This is a genomic window from Paenibacillus sp. MAEPY2 (assembly GCF_000499205.1).
Taxonomy (GTDB): domain Bacteria; phylum Bacillota; class Bacilli; order Paenibacillales; family Paenibacillaceae; genus Paenibacillus; species Paenibacillus vandeheii.
This window is the reverse complement of record NZ_AWUK01000026.1, coordinates 91,193-110,633: the sequence shown is the minus strand read 5'-3', so window position 1 is coordinate 110,633 and position 19,441 is coordinate 91,193. Positions and strand designations below refer to the sequence as shown.

General features: G+C 46.0%; 12 protein-coding genes. 10 read left to right on the top strand and 2 right to left on the bottom strand.

Annotation, left to right across the window (positions count from 1 at the left end):
- Window positions 1-12 precede the first annotated feature (12 nt).
- From P364_RS0119365 to P364_RS0119340, 6 genes are all read left to right on the top strand, one after another.
- Complete coding sequence (locus tag P364_RS0119365) at window positions 13-909, top strand: carbohydrate ABC transporter permease (RefSeq protein ID WP_024631734.1); 897 nt, start codon at window positions 13-15, stop codon at window positions 907-909.
- Window positions 910-970: 61 nt separating this feature from the next.
- Window positions 971-2,623, top strand: coding sequence for an extracellular solute-binding protein (locus P364_RS0119360; protein ID WP_024631733.1), 1,653 nt, complete (start codon window positions 971-973; stop codon window positions 2,621-2,623).
- Window positions 2,624-2,765: 142 nt separating this feature from the next.
- Complete coding sequence (locus P364_RS0119355) at window positions 2,766-4,787, top strand: glutaminase family protein (protein ID WP_024631732.1); 2,022 nt, start codon at window positions 2,766-2,768, stop codon at window positions 4,785-4,787.
- The gene (locus P364_RS0119350) at window positions 4,787-8,056 is read left to right on the top strand and encodes a glycosyl hydrolase (RefSeq protein WP_024631731.1); all 3,270 of its coding nucleotides are present in this window, start codon (window positions 4,787-4,789) and stop codon (window positions 8,054-8,056) included. The genes P364_RS0119355 and P364_RS0119350 overlap by 1 nt, the downstream gene beginning before the upstream one ends.
- Window positions 8,057-8,312: 256 nt before the next feature.
- Window positions 8,313-9,887, top strand: coding sequence for a glucose-specific PTS transporter subunit IIBC (ptsG, locus tag P364_RS0119345; RefSeq protein WP_024631730.1), 1,575 nt, complete (start codon window positions 8,313-8,315; stop codon window positions 9,885-9,887).
- Window positions 9,888-9,892: 5 nt separating this feature from the next.
- On the top strand, window positions 9,893-10,609 hold the full coding sequence (locus tag P364_RS0119340) for an N-acetylmannosamine-6-phosphate 2-epimerase (protein ID WP_024631729.1): 717 nt from the start codon (window positions 9,893-9,895) through the stop codon (window positions 10,607-10,609).
- Between the two features lie 46 nt (window positions 10,610-10,655).
- Here the strand turns inward: P364_RS0119340 and P364_RS0119335 are convergent, their stop codons facing one another.
- Window positions 10,656-11,459: a MurR/RpiR family transcriptional regulator gene (locus P364_RS0119335; RefSeq protein ID WP_024631728.1), complete on the bottom strand. Its 804-nt coding sequence runs from the start codon at window positions 11,457-11,459 to the stop codon at window positions 10,656-10,658.
- Between the two features lie 296 nt (window positions 11,460-11,755).
- On the opposite strand from P364_RS0119335, the gene P364_RS0119330 reads away from it, so the two are divergent.
- The 3 genes from P364_RS0119330 (at window position 11,756) to P364_RS0119320 (ending at window position 18,024) form a co-directional block, all read left to right on the top strand.
- A complete protein-coding gene (locus P364_RS0119330; RefSeq protein ID WP_029881116.1) occupies window positions 11,756-15,820 on the top strand; it encodes an S-layer homology domain-containing protein in 4,065 nt (1,354 codons plus the stop codon).
- 190 nt (window positions 15,821-16,010) lie between these two features.
- On the top strand, window positions 16,011-17,075 hold the full coding sequence (locus tag P364_RS0119325; RefSeq protein ID WP_024631727.1) for an AraC family transcriptional regulator: 1,065 nt from the start codon (window positions 16,011-16,013) through the stop codon (window positions 17,073-17,075).
- Window positions 17,076-17,229: 154 nt separating this feature from the next.
- Window positions 17,230-18,024, top strand: a complete 795-nt coding sequence (locus P364_RS0119320) for an SDR family NAD(P)-dependent oxidoreductase (RefSeq protein WP_024631726.1) — start codon at window positions 17,230-17,232, stop codon at window positions 18,022-18,024.
- A gap of 108 nt (window positions 18,025-18,132) precedes the next feature.
- Here P364_RS0119320 and P364_RS0119315 read toward each other — a convergent pair whose 3' ends face one another.
- Window positions 18,133-18,789 carry a helix-turn-helix transcriptional regulator gene (locus P364_RS0119315; protein ID WP_024631725.1) on the bottom strand — a complete coding sequence of 219 codons (657 nt, stop codon included), beginning with the start codon at window positions 18,787-18,789 and terminating at the stop codon, window positions 18,133-18,135.
- A gap of 273 nt (window positions 18,790-19,062) precedes the next feature.
- Here P364_RS0119315 and P364_RS0119310 point away from each other — a divergent pair, with 273 nt between their 5' ends.
- Entirely contained in the window at window positions 19,063-19,401 is a 339-nt protein-coding gene (locus P364_RS0119310) for a hypothetical protein (protein ID WP_024631724.1), read from the top strand.
- The last annotated feature ends 40 nt before the right edge of the window (window positions 19,402-19,441 follow it).

Sequence of the window (19,441 nt, the reverse complement as noted above, 5' to 3'; positions counted from 1 at the left end):
GGAGGTGACCTTATGGAACGAAAATGGTCCTTATTCTCGGTGCTTAACTATACCTTTCTCGCTTTAGTTGGATTCTCCATGATCTACCCATTTATTTACATTTTGGCTTATTCACTGAATGACGGTAAGGACTCGATGCAAGGGGCAATTTATTTTCTTCCTCGCCAATTCACGTTGGATAACTATGCCCAGGTATTCGATAATGCACGAATCTGGAAGGCATATCAAATTACGATTATGCGCACCGTGCTGGGTACTTTCCTTCACGTTGTGTTGTGTACACTCATGGCCTATGCACTTTCCAAAAAATCATTGCCTGGTCGCTCCTTTTTTACCTTTTACATCTTTTTACCCACGATTTTCAGTGCGGGATTCATCCCGTTCTTCATTACGCTCCAAAAGCTGCATCTGATCAATAGCTTCTGGGTGTACGTTCTGCCTATGCTGTTCAACTTCATGCACATCATTATTATTCGAACGTTTCTGCAAGGTATACCGGAAGAGCTGGAGGAATCCGCCCGAATTGACGGGTATGGTGATTTTCAAATTTTTATACGAATCATTCTGCCTCTCTCCGGACCGGTACTGGCAACCATCTCGCTCTTTATTGGGGTAGCCCACTGGAATGACTGGTTCTCGGGCGCTTATTACGTATCCAACAAAGATTTGATCCCGGTGCAGACCCTATTGCAAGAAATGCTGACAGAAGCAGAGGCGCTGTCCAATTCGATGCAGCGTGCAGCACAGCAGGGTGGTCAGACCGTTGGTGGTGTCGGCGGGGCAGGAGCAACTCCTGAATCCCTTCGCATGGCATTACTGGTCATAACGGTTTTCCCGATCTTATGTATATATCCGTTTCTGCAACGATATTTCGTGAAGGGGGTTATGATCGGTTCGGTTAAAGGTTAGATCATCTTGGCCTGAAATTGCTAGAGCTTGACCAGATCATATATTCAAGGAGGCGATTGGTTTGAACAGCATTTGGTCAAAAGGTGTATCCATGTTGCTCGTGTCCATCATGGTTGGAGGTTTACTGAGCGGCTGCACGAGTTCATCCGGGAACGGGGAAGGTGCAGAAGGGGAGAACGGTAGTAAACTCAAAATATTGCATAATTGGAATGGCTCAGGCGGATCGGATAATGGAATGACACCTGTGGAGGAAGTGATCAAAGAGAAAACGGGTGTTACCTTGGAGTGGGAATATACAAAAGGCAGCGAGACGGAGAAAGTGAACCAGATTTTCGCTACACAGGATTTGCCGGATATCTACACCGGGCCTGCATGGGGAGGCGAGCTGGACGGAATCATCAAGGCTGCCAAAGAAGGGCAGCTGGTTGATATATCCGATAAATTGGGAGATTATCCGAACCTGGCCAAATCCATTGCCAAAGAGAATGTACCGCCAGCACTCTATGAGAAAGCAATAGATGCGTATGACGGTAAGAAATATTTACTCTTACAAAATCAGCCCGCGACGAACGAAGATGGCATGGATTGGTTGTATGGCTTCTATGTTCGCAAAGACATTGCCGAGAAAGTCGGCGTTGATCCACAGTCTGTCGTGACCAAGGAAGACTTCTATAACTTCCTCCAAAAAATTAAAGATGCCAATCTGAAGGAGAGCGGTCAGCCCGTATTTCCACTGGGCGGCTTCAGTAACGGATGGTCCGTGGGTATCGGCAACACCATGTTCTATTCGGGCGCAGGCTATGTAGACAAAGGTGACGGAACGGTAGAGCATAACTTTTTCACCAAAGGTTATGAAGAATACACGCTGTTCTATCGTAAACTGGTTGAAGAAGGGCTGATGGACCCTGAAGCCTTTACTCAGACCGATCCCATCGCCAAGGAAAAAATCAATCAAGGACGCATTGCTATCCTTGCTGCACATTACCCGGCCATTTTGGACGCCTCCAAAGAATATGTTACTTCCCATCCTGGAAGCGATTACATCCCAATCGGACCGTTGGAACGGGCAGATGTTGAGCCGAGCCGGCCTGTCGATCTTGGCATTCAAGGAAACAACGTCACGGCTATCACCAGTAGCTGCAAGGGTGCGTGTGTAGATGCAGCACTCAAGTTCCTCGATTACATGGCATCTGACGAAGGCTTCATGCTGGCCCGGTACGGAGTTCAAGGGGTTCATTGGGATATGAAGGATGGCAAACCCGTACCGAACCAGGAATGGTTCGACAAGTTTACAGCAGATCAATCCGGTAAAGCTCGCAAGAACGAGGGCATTACCATCGGACTGGAATCGATCACAGGACTTGATCGCATCAACTCGGCAGCAGGCGGAGACATCTGGGCAGATCAGGATCGGCTCGATGCCATGGAAAATGCCCGGAAAATCCTGCGTCCCAATGGTATCCACGTAATAACAGCCTATAACCCGGGCGATGTGATTACCAAGTCACCGGAATGGGAAATGCTGAAGCCTTCCATGGACCGGATGGGAGATGCCTGGAAGGAAGCCATTTTCGCAAAATCAGATGAAGCGGCCCTTAGCATTATCAACGATCTCAGGGATCAGCTTCGGAAGACCGGATACGATCAAGCGATGCAGTTCACCAATGAGAACCTGAAAGGAAAAGATATCGTAACTGTTCAAATGCCGAACTAATACCGAAAGGGCAGGTTACCGATTAGCACGGGAATTACATAGGCTTTGCAGCGCCTTGGTCAACAAGTCGAGCAAAGCCTATCCCTTTTGAATCAGGAGCACACTTTATGTTGGAAAAAATGAATTGAAGGAGATGTAACCAATGACGACGTTTAGACCACCATCGGTTCCGTTGATCACGGTAGACCCTTATTTTAGCGTATGGTCTGCTGCCGATCACCTCTATGATGATACCACTCGGCACTGGACGAATCATCCGCAGGGCATGGTCGGCATGATTGCCATTGACGGCAAAATCAGAAGGTTTATGGGGAAAGTAGGTGTTCGTGAAGATTCAGCCGTTGACGAGCCGGATGCGCTCATGCAGACGAATCTTACCGTTGAGCCTGTAACTACCCGTTACACCTTTGAAGGAGAGGGCATAGAGCTTGAGGTTCATTTTACCACGCCACTATTGCTCGATGATCTGGAGTTGTTATCCAGACCAGTGACGTATGTTACGTTCCATGTTAGAGCGATAGACGGTCAGGGACATCACGTGAAAATCTATTTTGATGTGACAGGTGAATGGTGTGTACATACCCCTGATCAGCAAGTTACCTGGGCATCTCATGTAATCAATGAGCAGTTGCTTGCATTGTCCATGGGAACAGTGGAACAGCCTGTATTAAAACGTGCCGGCGATGATACGAGAATTGACTGGGGACATATGTATCTGGTGGTTCAGCAGACTTCTCAATGTCAATTGGTCATTCATTCGGTATCCAGCCGTGAACAGTATGCCCGAACGGGTCGTTTGAAGACAGAAGATGACTCTCGTAAGCCGCGGTCCATCACTGGCGATATGCCTGTTATGGCAACCGAAATGGATATGGGATCTATCCATGAAGAGTCAGCCTCACGCTATTTGATGCTCGCCTATGATGATATTCATGCGATTGAATATTTTCACAAACCGCTAAATGCGTATTGGAAGAAAGATGGTATGACATTCCATGCAATGCTGGCAAAAGCAGCGGAGCAATATGAAGAGATTGTACAGCGGTGCAATCGCTTTAATCAGGAGCTCTTAGCGGAAAGTCAGGCCGCAGGCGGGAACCAATATAGAGACATCCTGGCACTGACCTATAGGCAAGCGATTGCTGCACATAAATTGGTTGCTGATGAAGCTGGAGAAGTATTATTTTTCTCCAAAGAGAATTTCAGTAACGGCTGCATCGCTACGGTGGATGTGAGCTACCCGTCAATTCCATTGTTCCTCAGGTATAACACCGAATTGGTCAAAGGCATGATGCGTCCAATCTATAGGTATGCGGAGAGCACGGATTGGACGTTTGATTTTGCTCCGCATGACGTCGGAACTTATCCTCAAGCCAATGGTCAGGTTTACGGAGAGAACAAGCTTGAATATCAGATGCCTATCGAGGAATGTGGCAATATGCTCCTGATGGCAGCAGCGGTATGCAAATATGAGCAGCAGGTGGAATTTGCACGTGAGCATTGGGGGCTTCTTACCACATGGGCTTCGTATTTGCTGCAGCATGGTCTGGATCCGGACAATCAGCTGTGCACAGACGACTTTGCTGGACATCTTGCGCACAATGCGAACCTGTCGATTAAAGCGATTTTGGGTATTGCCGCTTATGCCTACATGAGCGCTGAACTTGGTTTGCCCGATGGTGTCGTTTACCGTGAAGCAGCTGAAAAAATGGCAGATGAGTGGGCATCCATGGCAAGTGCAGAAGATCACTACAAGCTGACTTTTGACAGCTCTAATGAGTCGTGGAGCATGAAATACAATCTGGTATGGGACCGTCTGCTCGACTTCAACCTTTTCCCGAAAGAAGTAGCTGCCAAAGAGTTGGCATATTATCAGCTAAAACAGAATCGATACGGCATACCGCTGGATAGCCGTGAGACGTATACCAAGTCCGATTGGCTCGTATGGTGTGCCTCCATGAGTGAAACGCAAGCCCAGTTTGAGCAGATGATCTCACCACTTTGGGATTTTATGAATGAGACACCGAGCCGTGTACCGGTAACGGACTGGTATGATACCATCACCGGAAAGCAGTTGAATTTCCAAAATCGTTCGGTCGTCGGTGGATTTTTCATTCCATTGCTAACAACAGCATCTGCATCAGATCAACATGAGAACAGGTGATGAATGTGAAATCGGAAATCACGGACATTCACAAATTACTGCAACAATTCAAAAATCCTGAGGCGACGTATCGGCCACAACCCTTTTGGTTTCTAAATCATAAGTTCATCAAGGCTGAGCTTGAAAGCCAAATTCAATCCATGCATGAAGCGGGTGTGGGCGGCGTTGTCTTGCATGCGCGTCATGGAATGCAGACCCCGTACCTGTCCGAAGAGTTCTTGGATACGCTGGAATTTTGCACAAAGGAATGCGAGAAGCGCGATATGATGGTCTGGCTGTATGATGAGGACAATTGGCCGAGCGGAACGCTTGGCGGTAAGCTGACAAGGCAGCATCCCGAATATCGGATGAGATACTTGAGGGTGGAGGAACGAAGATACTTACACAAAGCACAACGGGGAACGTTACCTCTCGATTTTGTCTCCTACGATAACAATGAACTCATCGCTATTCTCGTTTATCGTGCCATCCAGCAAGATGGGGAATGGCTGATATTTGATCAACCGGAAGATATTACAGCGTTATATGGGCAGGAATGGAAACCGGATACGGACGATGATTATATCATACTCGCCTGTTGGTCTTGTGAAATTGCCGAAGGAATCACGTTTGCAAAAGGCTATTACCTGGACACCTTGAATCCGGAAGCCGTTCAGGCTTTCATTCAATTGGCTTATGAGCCGTTTCAGCAATTACAGTCACACTTCGGTGCGACCATTCAAGGCGTATTTACGGATGAACCTGGACTCATGATCCACGATGGTTTTTTTGGCGTAGAAGCCATTCGAACGTCGGTTCAAGATGTGAACGCAACTTTGCCCGGAATGGTGTTTGCCTGGACACACGGGATGGCGGAACGGTATCAACAGGAGAACGGATATGAGCTGATTCCCTGCTTAGGCGCTTTGTTATATGGGATGGCTGATGGTAACAGATCTGTGAGGCAGGATTATTATGATACGATTACCCGTTGGTATGTCGAAGGGTATCATGCGGCTATTCGTACGTGGTGCGAGTCACACAGTCTGCTGTATATTGGCCATACACTGGAGGAGCCAGTGTGGGGGCAGGCTCGGTCGCAGGGCAATCAAACCCGCGTATTGCAACAATTCCATTATGCAGGTGTCGACTACCTGACACACGGGATCGGCACAAGGGAGAATCCGCATCGTATCGTATCCGTAAAGACCGCAGCGTCTGTCGCTCAGCTGAATGGGAAAAAGAGAGTCATCTGCGAGTCCTTTGGTGCGAGTGGTCATGCCTACGCGATGCGACAAAGGAGGCTTGATGCCAATTTCATGGCATTTCTGGGTGTGAATCTGTTTATTCCGCATGCATTCTATTATTCGTTTGCAGGATATCGAAAAACGGATTTCCCGCCTACTGAATTCAAGCATGCTCCGCACTGGCCTCATTATCGGGCTTTTGCCGATTATCTTGGGCGGCTGAGTGTACTGGGGGCTTCCACGAAGCGCACGCCGGAAGTGCTGCTATTGTCACCGATCCATACGGTGTATGAGCATATGTTCGTATCCGGTGAATCGAACCAGCATCCAACTGCGGATCAATTGTTCTCCTTATTGTCTGATCGTATGCTGCGCAGCTCCATCGATTACGATTATGTAGATGAGTGCCAGTTGAGAGAGGTAAAGAATGCTCATGCTGACAGATATCCGTATGCTGGTAATCTAAACGCATATTCGATTTTGATTTTGCCTGAAATTACGGTTATGTCCTCGGATATCGCAGAACAGCTTGTATCCTTTGTCAACAATGGCGGAACGCTGATTGCGGTTGGGGCAATTCCTCGTGATAGTGAAATCCTGCGGCAAGATCCGGAAATATTGAAACCTATGAATGTACTATTTGGTTCCAGTCCTCAGCACGGAAAATTACAAGCAGTCGGCAAAGGGCACAGCCTATTCTATTCCATCAACAATACAGCTCATGAAGATGAGGGAGTGGAAGAAGAAGCGGAGGAGGACCCACATCATAATGATACGCTTATGAAGTTTTGTGTTCAGTTAAGAGAGTTAATGACAGTACAACCGACCATTGCTTGGACACAGGTTGAAGGGCACGCCGAGGATCTAATTAGCGTTGAACGCAAATTCGAAGTCCATGTGTATACATGGCTGATGAATTGGTCGGAGCAGCCCGTGTCCATTCAATTCGATCCGATTCGAATGAACGGTTACATGGAAGAATGGGATTTGGAAAACGGGAGTGTGAACCCGCTAAGTCATGATGCTGTTCTATCATTGGTACCGGGGGAGCTTCGTGTATTATCGGTTAGATATGATCAAGCAACCGATTCATTTGACCCCGATGATCATAGATTTTCCTTACCGCAAGAGCACGTGAAGGGTAAAGCTCAGTGTTCCACCGAGGTGATGGTTTTAGGTGATTATTGGCAGTTTCAGACCGTAGAACCCAACGTACTTGTGCTGGATCAATGGCAGGTAACGTTGAATGACCGCAAGTCCAGGATGAATGCAGCGATGCCAGGTCAAGTCAATACGTACCGTACAACATTTGTCGTGACAGAGAAATGGATCGAGCTTATGAACTCGCAGAAGGGTTCAGAACATGCAAACGAATCAGGAGAGGAACGTCGCTTCATCAAGATGGAGCTGATTCTTGACGAGATTGAGCAGAAGATTCCATCCCATATCGGTTTTCTGCAGCGCAGACGTAATGTTGAAATCTTTGTTAATGGAGTAAGGATGGAAGCACTCCGGCCATCACCGTGGCAAGATATTCATTACAATGGTGTGGACATTAGCAAATACCTCGTGAAAGGCGAGAATGAGCTTGAAGTTCTCACGGTTTCATTGCTGGAGCCTATGCCTGCCATTTCCTTTCCTGCTTACCTGATTGGTTTATTTGTTATAGAAGATCAGACTACGTTAACCGTGGAATCGGAACAACTGGCAGGGGTATGGAATGCCGCCGGTTATCCATTTTATTCGGGAGCAGCATCGTACTCGCAGCAGGTGGACTTGTCCAATGTCAGCTTGAATCCGGCAGATGAACTGTGGCTGGAAGCGGAAGATATTAGAGAGACGGCACGGCTGTATGTGAATGGGGAGGATGCTGGCATCCGCTTATGGCCTCCCTATCATTGGAATGTCACGTCTTATATTTTGCCGGGGATTAATGTAATCGACATTCAAGTGGGCAATACACTGGAAAATGTATACGGAAAGTCATCACAGCCTTCAGGCATGAACGGGTCAGTAAAACTGGTGGCTAGAACCTTAAAATAATGCAATATTCCGGTTCTGGGCAAGTAACTGTTGAGCAAGAATACGCACACATAAAAGTCGCCATATTGGCGGCTTTTTTGGCATTGAACAGGAAAGACTGAAGTTTGCTGCGCTGGAAATAATTATATTTATAGCAGGTTATTCATTAAATCCTTGGACCTCACACGTTATGAAAGCGATTTAAATATGTGTTGACGAAAACCATTTTCATAATTATTATGTAAATGAAAATAGTTTTAGAGAGGTGGATATCACAGTGAAGCAATATTTTGAGAAGGCTCAGAAGTTTGGTAAATCGTTCATGCTTCCTATTGCTGTTTTACCTGCGGCGGGTCTATTACTGGGGATTGGAGGCGCCTTATCCAACGCCAATACAGTTAATTCGTATCCGTTTTTGCAGATCACGTGGCTGCAGCAAGTGTTTACAGTGATGAGCAGTGCAGGAAGTATTGTGTTTGATAATCTGGCATTGATCTTTGCCATTGGTGTGGCGGTTGGACTTGCCAGAGCGGACAAAGGTACAGCAGGTTTGGCTGCAGGTCTTGCCTATCTGGTGATGAATGCATCCATTAATGCGATGTTGGTCAATTCGGGGAAACTTGCCGCAGATCATTTGGCTAGTGCCGGTCAAGGTATGGTACTCGGAATCCAGACACTGCAAACCGGTGTGCTCGGAGGGATCGTCGTAGGATTGGTTACCGCATGGCTTCATAATAGGTACAACAAAATAGAACTTCCACAATTCCTTGGCTTCTTTGGAGGTTCACGTTTCATTCCTATCGTTTCATCTTTTGCGGCCATTTTTATCGGTATTGCTTTGTTCCTGATCTGGCCAACCATCCAGTTCGGCATAACGCAGCTTGGAGGTTTGGTCGATAGAACTGGGTATATCGGAACACTGTTGTACGGATTTGTTTTACGGATGCTGGGTCCACTTGGGTTGCACCACATCTTTTATCTGCCTTTCTGGCAGACTGGAGTCGGAGGAACAATGGAGGTTGCGGGAAAAGTTTACGAAGGAACACAGAATATTTTCTTTGCTCAACTGGGAGACCCTGCAACCGAGAAATTCTTCTCGGGTACATCCCGATTTATGTCAGGACGTTTTATCACGATGATGTTTGGTCTGCTGGGTGCCGCACTCGCTATTTATCATACAGCCAAGCCTGAACGTAAAAAAGTAGTCGGCGGACTGATGTTGTCTGCGGCGCTCACCTCGTTCCTGACAGGAATTACAGAACCACTTGAATTCTCATTCCTGTTTGTTGCTCCAATCCTGTATGTGATTCACGCTGTATTTGATGGTTTGGCATTTATGTTATCGCATATTTTCGAGATTACAATCGGTCAGACTTTTTCAGGCGGATTAATCGACTTTATCTTATTCGGGATACTTCAGGGTAATGCGAAAACCAACTGGATTATCGTTCCTATCATCGGTGTGGTCTGGTTCTTCCTGTATTACTTTACCTTCCGAATTCTGATCGTTAAGCTCAATTTAAAAACTTCAGGACGTGAGGATGAGGGAACAGCGGAGCCAGAAGCCAAAACACAAAGTCAGCAAACGAATACACCGTCATCCGCAAAAGGGGCAGAACGATCGATAGCCATCCTGAATGGATTGGGCGGTGCAGACAATATCAATGAATTGGATTGCTGTGCAACGCGGCTTCGCGTATCCGTGAAGGATATCGAGAAGGTTCAAAAGGATGCACTTACAGCTACGGGGGCCAAAGGGGTCGTCCTGGTCGGTAACGGAGTGCAGGTTATTTACGGCCCTCAGGTAACGGTGATCAAAAATGAAATCGAAGAAATTATGGAAACGGAGTAATTGCAATGAATATAGATAAATTGGGTTTACAAAGCGGTCTCGTCGTATCATGTCAGGCATTGGAGCATGAGCCGCTTCATAGTTCGTTCATCATGGGACGCATGGCAATCGCAGCAAAAGAAGGTGGAGCCATAGGTATTCGCGCCAATACGGCGGCTGATGTGAAAGAGATTAAGGAACAGGTTGATCTTCCGGTCATAGGTATTGTGAAGAGAAATTACGGAACCAATCCGGTGTTCATTACACCAACGATCGTGGAAGTGGATGAGCTTGCCGAGGTGCATGCGGAGATCGTTGCGGTTGATGCGACGCTGCGAGCACGGCCGGATGGTAAAACACTGGATGAATTCGTGCATGAAATTCGTACCAAACATCCTCAACTTCTATTAATGGGGGATATTTCGACCCAAGAGGAAGCAATAAATGCAGAACGGCTCGGCTTTGATTTGATTTCTTCTACATTAGTCGGATATACAGAGGAGACAGCAGGGGTTAAGCTGTACGATAATCAATTTGCGGCCTTGAAGGAAATTCTGGCAAGTGTGCAAACACCTGTTGTTGCGGAAGGGAATATCATGACGCCGGAGATGGCAGCAACGTGTCTCGAAGCTGGAGTCTATTGTGTTGTTGTCGGTGGGGCCATTACGCGTCCTCAACAAATTACGGAACGTTTTGTCGCTGAAATTGCAAAATTGAAGGAGTCTTCTGCTTCTGCTAAATAAAAGGAGAAAACATGAAAACAGCCAACGAATCAAGTTGGCTGTTTGTTTATTCAGCAGAATAAAGAGCTTTTAACGTTTGCTGCCGCGCATGGAGTAAATGTTCATCCTCAAGTAATAGAAGCGAGATTACATCCAGGATGTAAATAATGGCCAATTGGCTGTTAATGAAGTTCACATCTCCGTTTCGCCCGATATCCGGGGTGAAAATACACAAATCCGAAATTTCAGACAGGGGTGTATGATCAAAATTAGTAATTCCCACGACTTTGCTTCCTCTTTTTTTGGCCGTGTTTAATGCGTCGCTGACTTCTAATGTTCGTCCGGAATTAGATAAACCAATAACCAGATCGTCTTCGCCCAGAAGAGAAGCACTCATGATCATCATGTGAGAATCGGTTACCGCATCGATTACGATATCCATCCGCATGAGCCTGTATTTGAATTCCAAAGCAGACAAGCCTGAACTTCCCAAACCATAGACATAAATCTTGCGAGCTTCTTTTATGTACTGGACCACTTGTTCAATTTTGTCGGTATCCAGCATTTCCGCGGTCGCATTTATAATATCATTGTGAATCTGTTGTGTTCGTATAAAAAAATCCGTTTCATTGCGGGGTTGGTGCACTTCGCGGCTAAGCCGAATTTTAAAATCGACAAAGGTGGAACAACCTACTTTTTTGCAAAATCGAGTAATGGTGGACATGGAAGCATTGGTGTACGTAGCCAGATCCCTAATATTGATGTTATTAATGGATGATTTATTGCGCATAACATAATCGGCTATTTCCTTTTCTTTTGCTGAGAAGCGCTGGTATTCAAGCTGTAGCATATCAATGACACTGGAGGACATTCGGATTCTCCTTTCCCAGAACGTGTTAACTTCTATATAGTCTATCCTCATTAGTCTACTTCCTAAAAGCCAATTCATCAAACCTTTATCAATAGACGTATCGTTTCATTCGATGATGTTAAAGACCATATTAATTATTATGTTAACTTAAAAGTATCATACGTGAACAGAATAAATAAATGTCAGAGTTTACATACGTTTTACTTCAAGCTGACTGGATGCTGATTTCCACTTGCTATGCTTGGCCTGTTTGGATTTTGATAATCCAACTAATCATACATAAAAAGGAGAGAATTATGATCAGTCACCTCTACAAAAAGTGTTTACCCATCCTGTTATCGCTTTCTTTGGTATTCGGATGGTTCGCGGGATTTGGGGGAGTCAATTCAGCCCAAGCCGCATCGTCTTCCGAGCCGGATATTCTGTTACAGCGCAACGCCGAATGGAATTATTTTGATCAGGGTCAGGATTTAATGACAGAATGGCGTACCTACGATGATTTGTCCTCCTGGAAAACGGGACAGGCTCCTGCTGGGTACAAAGACAACGGTAATGGCATAAGCACTTCCTATTTTGGAGCTCTCAAAACAGAAGTTAGCTACGGTCTGGACAAAGAATTAAAACCACGCACTACTTATTTCCGCACAAATCTAAATGTTAACAAAGATCAAATCAACAGCTACGGACAAATTCTCGGCACATTCGGCATTGATGACGGGGCAGTTATCTATGTCAATGGTGTGGAAATTGGCCGATTTGGCATGCCGGAAGGCGAGGTTCAGTACTCTACCAAAGCAGCATCGAGTCAGGACTTGCCTGTAATGTATGAGAATATCGACCTGACTGAGCCGATGAAAGCCAATTTGCATGATGGCTCAAACGATATTGCCGTCGAAGTACATCAACAGAGTGACGGCAGCTCAGATTTGTATTTTGATATGGAACTTAAAGCGCTGGCCAATGCACCGACGCTGGATATCAGTAAAGTAACGGTTACTTTCTATGGTGATGCGACAAGTGCCAAAGGTTTCACTTGGTATACTCCTCTTGCATCTACACAGAGCACTGTTCAAGTGGTACCTAACCAGGGAGGTATTGCAGATTTCAGTCAGGCTCAAAGCTTCAACGGACGTGAATCCGTAGCCTCTAACTCCCCGGGAGAAATGGTGCATAAGGCGGAAGCGACGGGTCTTATGCCAGATACCGCTTATTATTTCCGCGTTGGTGATCAGAGCCTGGACATATGGAGTGAGGTTGGAACGTTCAAAACGGCTCCGGTTGATGGAGATTTTACCTTCATTGACCTGACGGATACGCAAGCAAAGGAAGAAGATGAGGCGATTCTGTCCGGCTCTACACTTGCCAAGGCACTCGCGACTGTTCCGAATGCTGAATTTGTCGTCCATAACGGAGACGTTGTAGAGAATGGCACGTCAGAGCAAGAATGGAACTGGCTGCTTGGTCACTCACAAGACAGTCTGATGAACACGACCATTGCACCATCCGCTGGTAATCATGAGAACAAGAATTATGCGTTCTACGAGCATTTTAACGTAAAGCAGCCAGAGGGTGCTGAAACAAAAACAGGCGCATATTACTCTTATGATTACAGTAAAGCCCACTTTATCGTACTGAACTCCAACGAGAATTCAACCGAGTATGCCAATTTCTCAAACGAGCAAGTCGCATGGATGAAGCAGGATGTAGCGGAGGCGAAAGCCGCAGGAGCCGAGTGGATTATCGTTAATATCCATAAAGGTCCGTACACGACATCGAATCACGCCACGGATAGCGACATTATTGGTGCAAACGGTGAACGGAAAAAAATTGCCCCACTCATGAACGAACTGGGAATTGATCTGGTCCTCCAGGGACATGACCATATATATGCTCGCACCAAGCCAATCAAGAGCGATGGCACCGCTGAAGAAGTGTCCAAAATAACGGAGACCTTTAATGGTCAGAGTATTGAGTACTCGGTCAAACCGGATGGAACCATTTATATGATTCCCGCAACCGCAGGGGCCAAAGTGTATTTCAAAAACGTAAAGCCAGAACTGGGTGAAGCATATTTCAGCTTGTTCGAGCGTGCGGAAGAAAACCATGCACGGCAATATGGCGACACTACAAGTTTGGCCAGAGGTCATGTGCAGAACTTTGTCTCCTTGACCATTAATGGAGGCAAGCTGTCCGCCATAACATATGAGATTGACCAAAATAAATATAATGCAGAACCATTTATTGTGGATACTTTTGGAATTATCAAGGAATCGGACACGGTACCTGTTCCTGAGAAAGTCAGCAAAGTAACGGTAACGTTCCATGGAGATCCGACCAATAGCAAGGGTTTTACGTGGTATACCTCTGATCAAGTGACAGAGAGCAACCTTCAAGTTGTGGAGAAAACAGCTGCAGCACCTGATTTTACACAAGCTAAATCGGTTCAAGGGCGCTCTGCCCAGCCTGCGAATGCTCCATCGGAGCTGATGCACAAAGCGGAAGTGACGGGACTCAAAGCGAATACGACCTATTATTACCGGGTAGGGGATGCTTCCCGGCAAGTATGGAGCGAGACAGGAACCTTCCGCACGGCACCGGAAAAAGGCAAATTTACTTTCATCGATCTGGCTGATACACAAGCCAAGGAAGAAGATGAAGCCATCCTTTCCTCCGAGACACTGGCTAAAGCGCTCACCACTTTACCGGATGCACAGTTCGTCGTACACAACGGTGACATCGTGGATAATGGTATCAAAGAGGAACAGTGGAATTGGCTGCTTGGGCATTCGCAGGAAAGCCTGTTGAACACAACCATCGTTCCATCCGCAGGAAACCATGAAGACAAGAACTATGCGTTTATTGATCATTTTAATATCCAGTCACCAGAGGATTCAGCAACGGAGACAGGAGCGTACTATTCATATGATTACAGCAATGCACATTTTGTTGTGTTGAATTCGAATGAGGATTCGGACGAGTATGACAACTTCTCAGTAGAGCAGGTCGAGTGGCTGAAGAAAGATGTCCAGGCTGCCAAGAAAAATGGAGCCCAATGGATTATTGTGAACATTCACAAGGGCCCATACACGACCTCCAATCACGCAACGGATTCCGACATCATGGGAGCAAACGGTGTACGTACCAAGATTGCACCGATCATGGCGGAGCTGGGCATTGATTTTGTTCTCCAGGGACATGATCATATCTATGCCCGCACAAAACCGATCGATCAGAATGGAAAAGCACGTCAGCCAGAGATCATCACGGAGATGCAAAATGGAGAGAAAATCGAGTACTCAGTGAATCCGAATGGCTCAATCTATCTGATTCCGGCAACAGCGGGTCCAAAAGTGTATTACAAAAATCCGAGCCCAAGTCTCGGTGATGCCTATTATAGTCTCTTCGAACTGGCAGAGGAGAATCATGCAGCCAAATATGGCCCGGATCCGAACGACGACCGCCGTCCAAAACGTAGTCAGGTCCAGAATTTTGTGGGCATTACGATTGACGGCAGTAAACTGACAGCTATCACGTACGAAATCGACCAAAATCTGAATGAAGCAACCCCGTTTATTATTGACCAGTTCGGTATCGTGAAGAAAACGGGAACGACAAATCCAGGGACTGATCCATCCAATCCGGGAACATCCAATCCGGGTTCTGGCTCAGGCTCCGGTAACGGATCAGGCAGCGGTAATGGCTCCTCAGGCACTGGCGGCAACACGGGAACCGGTAACGGTTCAAACAACGGTACCGGTAACGGAACTGAGTCAGGCAATGAGCCGGCTACTGGATCAGGCAATAACGGGAACGCAGGGACTACGCCAACGATAAAAGATACAGCCGGGCACTGGGCAAAATCTGCAATTGATAAAGCCTTGGCGGCTGGATTTGTAAATGGCTACGGCGATCAGACCTTCCGTCCGAATCAAAAAGTCACACGGGCCGAGTTCATAACGATGCTGGGTCGTGCCCTGAATATGAATACCGTAAGCGAGAGCATTCACTATACGGATGATAACAAGATTCCTTCATGGGCGAAGTCATATATTACAGCAGCGGCATCTGCTGGCATTATTAATGGTTACGCTAATGGTTCGTTCGGTCCTGGCAAGACGCTGAGCCGTGCGGAGATGGTGACCATGATTGCACGCGCTGGCGGGATCCCAACGGATTCCAATGCGAAGCTGGATTTCAAAGATGCAAAGGATGTTCCGGCATGGGCAGTATCCCATGTAGCTTCTGCCGTGGAGGCAGGTCTGGTAGGCGGTGTTGGTGGCAATCGATTTGCCCCAATGCAGACAGCCACCCGGGGTGAGGCCGTTACGCTTATTATCGGTCTTCTTGAACAAACAAAATAACGTCAAAATAATGCCTCCTAGAAACCAATGTGGAACTTTCCGCATTGGTTTCTTGCTTATTTAGAAGACTTGGAGATAATAATGAAGACGTTGCAAAAGAATCAGAGTCCCTGTACAGTGGATGGATCGTTAATTGAACTTGTAAATCTGATTTCGAACTAAACAATAGTTAAGATAAGGAAGGACATAAATGAAATCTCAAACCTCTGCGCGCATCAAACTCCCGGCGGGATTTTGGACAGGTTTACATCAATTAGGGATTGTCGCCCACGATGTGGCTCGGAAAGCACAACTGCCGCTCACCATCATAACTGAACCAAGCGTCACCACCGCTCAATATTTTGCAATCTGGCAGGCTTATTCCGATCTGGTGGGTGACACTGCCGAAGGGATCATCAAGCTTGCGACTATCTTTGAAACGTCGAAATATCCGCCGAGCGTTTTAGCGACTTATCATGCTCGTGACTACCGGGACGCATTAAATCGAATGGCTCGCTACAAGCAGCTTTGTCCTCCTGAAAGCCTGCGTATTATAGAAGAAGGAGATGACTGTTCCATTGAACTGAATTGGTTGTCTGGTGAGCAAACAGGTCCACCTTTATTGGTTGGCGTCACACTGGCATTTCTTCTGGAACTTGGACGCCGGGGAACAGGTCAACCCTTAACAGCGCGGCTTGTTGAATTTTCGCTCCCTATGGGTGATGTAAAGGCCCTGGAGGATTATTTCGGTTGCCCGATTCGGATGGGTGCAGCATGTAATCGGCTTACGCTGGATCGTAAAGATTTGGACCGGCCTTTTCTTTCATATAACGAAGAATTACTGGAGATCCTTACTCCCATTCTGGACCGATCGCTGGATGAACAGCAGGGCAGTCGCTCCATTTCCGAGATGGTCAAATGGATTATGAAACGCAGTCTCACAGGTGGTCGCCCCGACATTCAGATTATAGCCAAGGAATTGGGTATGAGCGATCGTACCTTGCAGCGCCGGCTAACAGATGAAAACACAAGTTTCAAACATCTGTTGACGCAAGCCAGACATGAGCAGGCACGAGCTTACTTGGCGGACCCCACACTGGATATTAAAGAAGTAGCTTTCCTGATTGGATATGAAGACCAAAACTCGTTCTACCGAGCCTTTCGTTCATGGGAAGGGGATACGCCTACGAATTGGCGTACGGCATATTTGGGAACGAATTCCCTATCCGAAGGATCATCAGAATCATCAACGCTTCATGAAATGAATGCTTTTTAACATTTGGCGTGTTATGCAAGAACTTTGGCGGAATACGCTAGTTACTGAACCATGCGGACCCTGTAATATAAACCTATCCGGAGCACAAGACTGTTTTATAAATAACTACGAATCAGCTTGCCGCTACAAGTAAAAATAAAAGGAGTAGTGTGATATGGATATGGGCTTACACGGTAAAAAAGCATTGGTTACAGGATCGACGAAGGGGATAGGAAAAGCCATTGCCATTGAACTTGCCAAAGAAGGAGTAGATGTACTCATTAATGGACGAAATGATGAGGACGTAGAGCGCACGGTCAATGAAATCAAATCCGATTACCCGACTACCTCGCCCCAAAAGGCTACAGCTGATCTGGTAGATAAGGGGCAAAGAGAAGCATTATTTGAGAAATACCCCCAGATTGACATTCTAGTGAATAATATGGGGATCTATGAAATCATGTCATATGATGACGTAGATGATGAGGTATGGGAAAAATACTTCCGTACGAATGTGCTCGCTGCAAACGGATTATCCAAATTTTATCTGCCTAAAATGGTGAACAATGATTTTGGTCGCATTATCTTTATCGCGAGCGAAGAAGCGGTCATGCCTTCAGGACAAATGCCGCAGTATTGCATGACCAAATCCATGCTATTATCCTTGTCCAAAAGCTTGTCCAAGTTAACCATAGGAACAGAAGTGACCGTCAATACGATCATGCCAGGACCAACCCTCTCTGAAAATGTGCAACAAATTATTGAGAGCATCTACCCTGATGAATCGTTGACTTTTTCAGAAAAAGAGAAGGATTTTATGAAGAAAAACCTTCCACAATCCGAAATACAGCGATTTATCAAGCCTGTGGAGATAGGCAGATTGGCTGCGTTTGTGTGCAGTCCTTATGCATCCGCATTCAAAGGCTCCCCAATTCGCATGGATGGTGGAATGGTGCCAACCATTTTCTAGTGTTACTTTCATTACTGAACGCAAAGAACCTTGAGAACTTATCTCAGGGTTCTTTTTTGTTATAACGATGCACATTTTTATAGAAGGGGAAAGTCGACAGTCTTGTCACTACATATTTTTTCTTACGGTATATATACAGTTTCTTCCGCCTGCCATAATATACTCTCCCCGTTCAATATGAACATGATCTCCAAGCACCGTTTTAAATAAATGTAATTCGTTCTTACATAACCCGGTACATACGGCGGCGGCTTCACAGATGGGACAATGCTTCTCTATAAATAAGAGGCTACCATCGCCTTGATCCCTGACCTCGGCCATATAACCTTCATTTGTTCGGATTTCAGCCAGTTTCTCCAGTCTTTCCTTCACGCCAGTGACATCACCGATGTACTGAAGATATTGGTCTTGCATGTTCTTATTTCGAACACTCAGCAGCTTGTCCAGCCCTTCATTTCCAAAAGCTTCTCTCATGGAATTAATCAGACTGACGGATAACTCTGAATATCCACTAGGAAAAAAACGATCAGCCGCGGGGGTTAGTCTCCATAGCTTGGTTGGTCGACCCATGGGACGAGCCTCTTCTTCGAAAGTAACTAATCCTTCTTCTTTCAGTGCATTTAAGTGCTGCCTGATAGCCATTCCAGATAACGCAAATTGGGAGGAGAGTGCCACAACGTCCATTCCACCTTGCTGCTTAAGCAGGTTAATGATTGCTTTTCGGGTACTGGTTGAGGCAGCCTTTTTCGTTTGGTCCTGGCTCATGGTGAACCTCCTTTTTAAGCAACAGAATTTGCATGATTTCATACATTTTAAACAAAAATATTGACAAAGTCAAAGGCGAGCTGTAGCTTATACTTTATAAATAAAAATGTTTACTAAGTATCCGGTATCCTATACAAATCATGTATGAATTTACCCTCAACGGCGCCGCTCTAGCCGCTCTCATACCCTGTTTGATGGACTGGTGTACTAAAAACATGAATTTAGAAAGAGAAATATCCTGCGATTGCGATCATTTATCCGGAGGTTTTCTGAATGAACCATGTGTTAGTCTTGTCAAATACGCATCACATCGTTAAAAGTTTAAGTTTGTTGATTCGAACCGAGCCCTCCTTGCATGTCCTGGACGCTACGCGTGATGTGGTCTGTGACATTAACCATCTTCCGGATAATACTGTGATCATCGTAGATATGAATTTGGAGAATATTGAGCCGTTTATAGAACAATTTTCCGGGAAATATAGGATCGTTTTATATAGCGGATCTCTTGAAATCATGGATATTCCTAACCATCTGCAAGCAGCAGAATATCGATGTTTTAATGCTTATACGAGTCCTGAAGAAATCATTAGAATTTTAATGGGCAGCGTTTGAACAACACCGATCTAACCCAAAATACGTTTCAAGGAGGTAT

Excerpts from the sequence above, each read along its gene's own strand:
- P364_RS0119330 (WP_029881116.1), top strand. The coding sequence starts at position 11,756 with ATGATCAGTCACCTCTACAAAAAGTGTTTACCCATCCTGTTATCGCTT.
- P364_RS0119310 (WP_024631724.1), top strand. The coding sequence starts at position 19,063 with ATGAACCATGTGTTAGTCTTGTCAAATACGCATCACATCGTTAAAAGT.
- P364_RS0119365 (WP_024631734.1), top strand. The coding sequence starts at position 13 with ATGGAACGAAAATGGTCCTTATTCTCGGTGCTTAACTATACCTTTCTC.
- P364_RS0119335 (WP_024631728.1), bottom strand. The coding sequence starts at position 11,459 with ATGTCCTCCAGTGTCATTGATATGCTACAGCTTGAATACCAGCGCTTC.
- P364_RS0119355 (WP_024631732.1), top strand. The coding sequence starts at position 2,766 with ATGACGACGTTTAGACCACCATCGGTTCCGTTGATCACGGTAGACCCT.
- P364_RS0119350 (WP_024631731.1), top strand. The coding sequence starts at position 4,787 with ATGAATGTGAAATCGGAAATCACGGACATTCACAAATTACTGCAACAA.
- P364_RS0119315 (WP_024631725.1), bottom strand. The coding sequence starts at position 18,789 with ATGAGCCAGGACCAAACGAAAAAGGCTGCCTCAACCAGTACCCGAAAA.
- P364_RS0119325 (WP_024631727.1), top strand. The coding sequence starts at position 16,011 with ATGAAATCTCAAACCTCTGCGCGCATCAAACTCCCGGCGGGATTTTGG.
- P364_RS0119340 (WP_024631729.1), top strand. The coding sequence starts at position 9,893 with ATGAATATAGATAAATTGGGTTTACAAAGCGGTCTCGTCGTATCATGT.
- P364_RS0119320 (WP_024631726.1), top strand. The coding sequence starts at position 17,230 with ATGGATATGGGCTTACACGGTAAAAAAGCATTGGTTACAGGATCGACG.